The sequence below is a fragment of the Planctomycetota bacterium genome (assembly GCA_038746835.1).
Classification (GTDB): domain Bacteria; phylum Planctomycetota; class Phycisphaerae; order Tepidisphaerales; family Tepidisphaeraceae; genus JBCDKH01.
Map to the genome: position 1 here is coordinate 1 of JBCDKH010000275.1, position 3,297 is coordinate 3,297.

Annotated in this window: 2 protein-coding genes; both read right to left on the reverse strand. The window is 68.1% G+C overall.

The window, feature by feature from the left end; translation table 11 throughout:
• On the reverse strand, positions 1-2,641 hold a 2,641-nt coding region (locus AAGI46_16485), incomplete at its 3' end, for an Ig-like domain-containing protein (GenBank protein ID MEM1013804.1).
• A gap of 164 nt (positions 2,642-2,805) precedes the next feature.
• On the reverse strand, positions 2,806-3,297 hold a 492-nt coding region (locus AAGI46_16490; GenBank protein ID MEM1013805.1), incomplete at its 5' end, for a hypothetical protein.

The window sequence follows — 3,297 nt, forward strand, 5'->3', positions numbered from 1 at the left end:
CGAACAGGTCCTTGTCGGGTCCGGTCAGGCCGAGCGTGTAGGGCGAGACGACCAGCGGCTCGGTGCCGAGGTTGCGGACCGTGAGCGGTCGCTCTTCGGACGTGTTGGCGGCGGCGTCAATGAAGATGCGACGCCTGTCGACGCTCGCCTCGCCGCCGGCGGCGACGGGTCGGAGCAGCGTGATCCGCTGGGTGTTGGGGTCGACCATCGGGACCTCGCCCTCGCGATCGCCGAACTGCGCGACGTAGAGCACGCCGCCAGGACCTTCGGCGAGGTCGAGCGGATTGGAGAAGCCGTCGAAGCCCGGGATGTCGGTGACGCCCTGCCGGATGCCGCCGGTCTCGTCGACGTCGAGGACGATGAGGTCGTCGCTGCCGCTGAAGCGTGTGACGATGAGCTTGCCGTCGAGGTCGCCGTTGAACGAGCCGCTGCCCGACAGGCCGTACTCGACCGCGCCGTTGGGGCTTTCGTTGAGGCCGAAGTCGAAGGCGAAGCCCTGGTAGTCGTTCTGGGGTTGGGTGCCGACGGGGTAGTCGGGGACCTCGGCCGGGTCGACGCCGGCGGTCGGGTTGCCGCCGCTGAGGACGAAGTTGCCCTGGCTCGGATTGGGATGGCCGTAGTAGCCGCCCTCGATGACGTCGTAGAGGTAGTCGCCCTGCGTGTTGCTGACGCCGTTGATCGCGGGTGGGAAACCACCCGGTCCGGCGGGCGCGTTGCCACCGGCGGCCGAGCCGTTGGCGGGCGAGTAGAGCCGGCCGTTGCTGTGGAAGACCAGGTCGTACGCGTTGCGAATGCCCTCGGCGTAGACGCTGACGAGCGCGCCGGGTACGTCGGGGTCGTACGTCCCGCCGCCGTCGGGTGTGGTGACGTCGAGCGGTGTCGAGCGCTGCGACAGCGCTTTGACGTCTGCTGCGAGGACGGCCCCGGAGAGCGGCCGTTCGGGTCGGTTGCCCCAGGCTGGGTCGGGCGCGCCCATGGCCGAGTTGGACGCCTGGACGAAGTAGAGCAGGCCGTCGGGACCGAAGACCGGCTGGTTGGTCACGTGGTCGCGCGTCGACCGCGGGAGGCCTTCGACGAGCGTCTGGGCGTTCTGCAGATTGCTGCCGGAGAGGCGTGTGATCTTGCCGGTGAAGTCGTCGCCGAGGTCGGCCGGGATGTTGGTGCTGAGCGGGTTGAGCTGCGTGTGCGTGATGTACGCGACGAGGTTCGACGACGTCGCGTTGGGTGCGAAGGCCAGGCCCGTGGCGAGTCGCTGTTCGCCCTCGGAATCGTTGAGCGAATCGATAAGCGTTTCGTTGCTGAGCGTTCCGTCGGAGGCGATGTTGTAGCGGAAGATCTCACCCGTGACGGCCAGGCCGTAGAGGCGGTTGTCCGGCCCGACGGTGACGCCGGCCCAGGCGGTGCCGACGGTGTCGGGCAGGTCAACCTGTTCGAAGGCGACGTCGGCCAGCCCCGCGACGCCGGCATCGGTGCCGAGCGTGAAGCCGGTGGCGAACGTGCTGCTGAACGGCTGGAACGCCACGCCGAGGAGGTCTGTGACGCCGGCGGTGACGTCGAATCGGTATTCGGTGTCGGCGTCGAGCGCGCGATCGGGCGTGACGACGATCGAGTCGCCGCCGCCGGTGGTGTTGAGCGTTGCCGGGACGACCAGGCCGTCGGAGACGCGTGTGAGCGTGACGTTGCCGTCGAGTGTGGCACCGGCAACGGAGGCATTGGGCAGGAAGAGGTCGACGGCGACGAAGGCCCCACGATCGACAAGCTCCTCGCCGTCGTTCGGCCGGGCCTCGAGCACGACGGGCTGCGTTCCGGGCAGCGTGTCGTTGGTGACGGCGAACTCGTCGAAGGCGGCGGTGATGGCGTCGCCGTTGTTCTTGTGGACGGCGATCAGGCCGGCGCGGTTGCCGTTGACGCGGAAGAAGTCGGTCTGCGGTGCGGTGAACGTCTGCGGCAGGCGCACCATGACGCCGCCTTCGACGCGGTACTGCGCGGTGATTTCGCCGGTGGATGCGTCACCGGCGAGCCAAAGGTCGACGAAACGCGCCGTCGAGAGATCGACGCCCGTCTGCCCGGCCGGGAGGCTCGTCGCCCCGCCGTTGCCGAGCGCAAAGGTGAGTCCGCCCGAGCCGTCGGGCTGTTCGGCGAGGAACTGGACGGTGTTCTGCGTGCCGTCGTGCCCGAAGACGAGCTTGACGTAGTTGTCCTGCGTCGGCCCGACCATGATGCCGGCCTGTTCGAAGGCGGTGTCGAAGCCGTCGAGTGTGTCGCCGCTTAACCCGACCTTGGTGTAGACGAGCCAGTCGGCCGAGCCGTCGAATGGGAGTTGGAGTCCGTTGACGAGCGAGTTGTCAGTGCCGAAGTTGCTGCCGTCGATCGCGTCGCCGGCGCTGGTGACGAGCAGCAGGCCGGCGTCGGTGTCGAGGTCGATCAGGCTGCTGTCGTACTCGTTGCCGTCGGCGTTGCCCTGGACGATCGGGAAGCCGGTGTTCTGCCCGTCGACGTCCTGGACGCCATTGGACTCGCCGTCGAACGTGAGCTGGAGCGGCAGATCGAAGTTGACGCCGGTGAACGCCAGCAGGCGTCGCCCCTCGAGCTGTTCGACGACGAAACGAGCGGCACTGGCAAGACGTTGCGGGCGATTCATGGGCGTTGGACGACGGCGGTTCGACGGACGGGTCCGCCCACTCTCCGACACGCGACCCGCCACCGGGTTCGCAATGACAGACGCGGGCGTGCCCTTTTTATCGGTCGAGAGGGATGCCGGCCCGGAGTGAATCCGGTCGCTGGCGACACCGCAAGTTCGCGGCGTCAACGACGCCGTGCCAGCACCATCGGCAACGCCGCAAGAAGCAGCACCGACGGCTCGGGAACCGTGGCCGCCCAGGCGTCGATCATGGCGAGGTCGGCCGGTGTGACGGACGAGCCGAAGTTCGCTCGGAGGAGCCCGAAGTCCGCGAGATCGACGTCGCCGTCCTGGTCGAAGTCGGCATCGACCCACGTGCCCGCCTCGCCGAAGCCAGCCCGCAGGATGCCGAAGTCGGCGAGGTCCACATTGCCATCGAGATCGGCATCGCCGAAGAAGGCCGGCGTGACAAGGACTTCCGCCGCGTCGTACGTGACGGCAAATGCGACGCCGTCAACTAGCGGACCGGAGACGGTGTCGAACGTGCCCTCAAGGCTCGTCGCGAAGAGCAGACCGATCGGCTGGTAGAGCTCGGCACTCCCAGGGTCCGTTACGTTGAGGACCAGTTCGCCGCCGAGCGAGGCATCGCCGACGACGGTGAGCGGTGAATCGTCGAA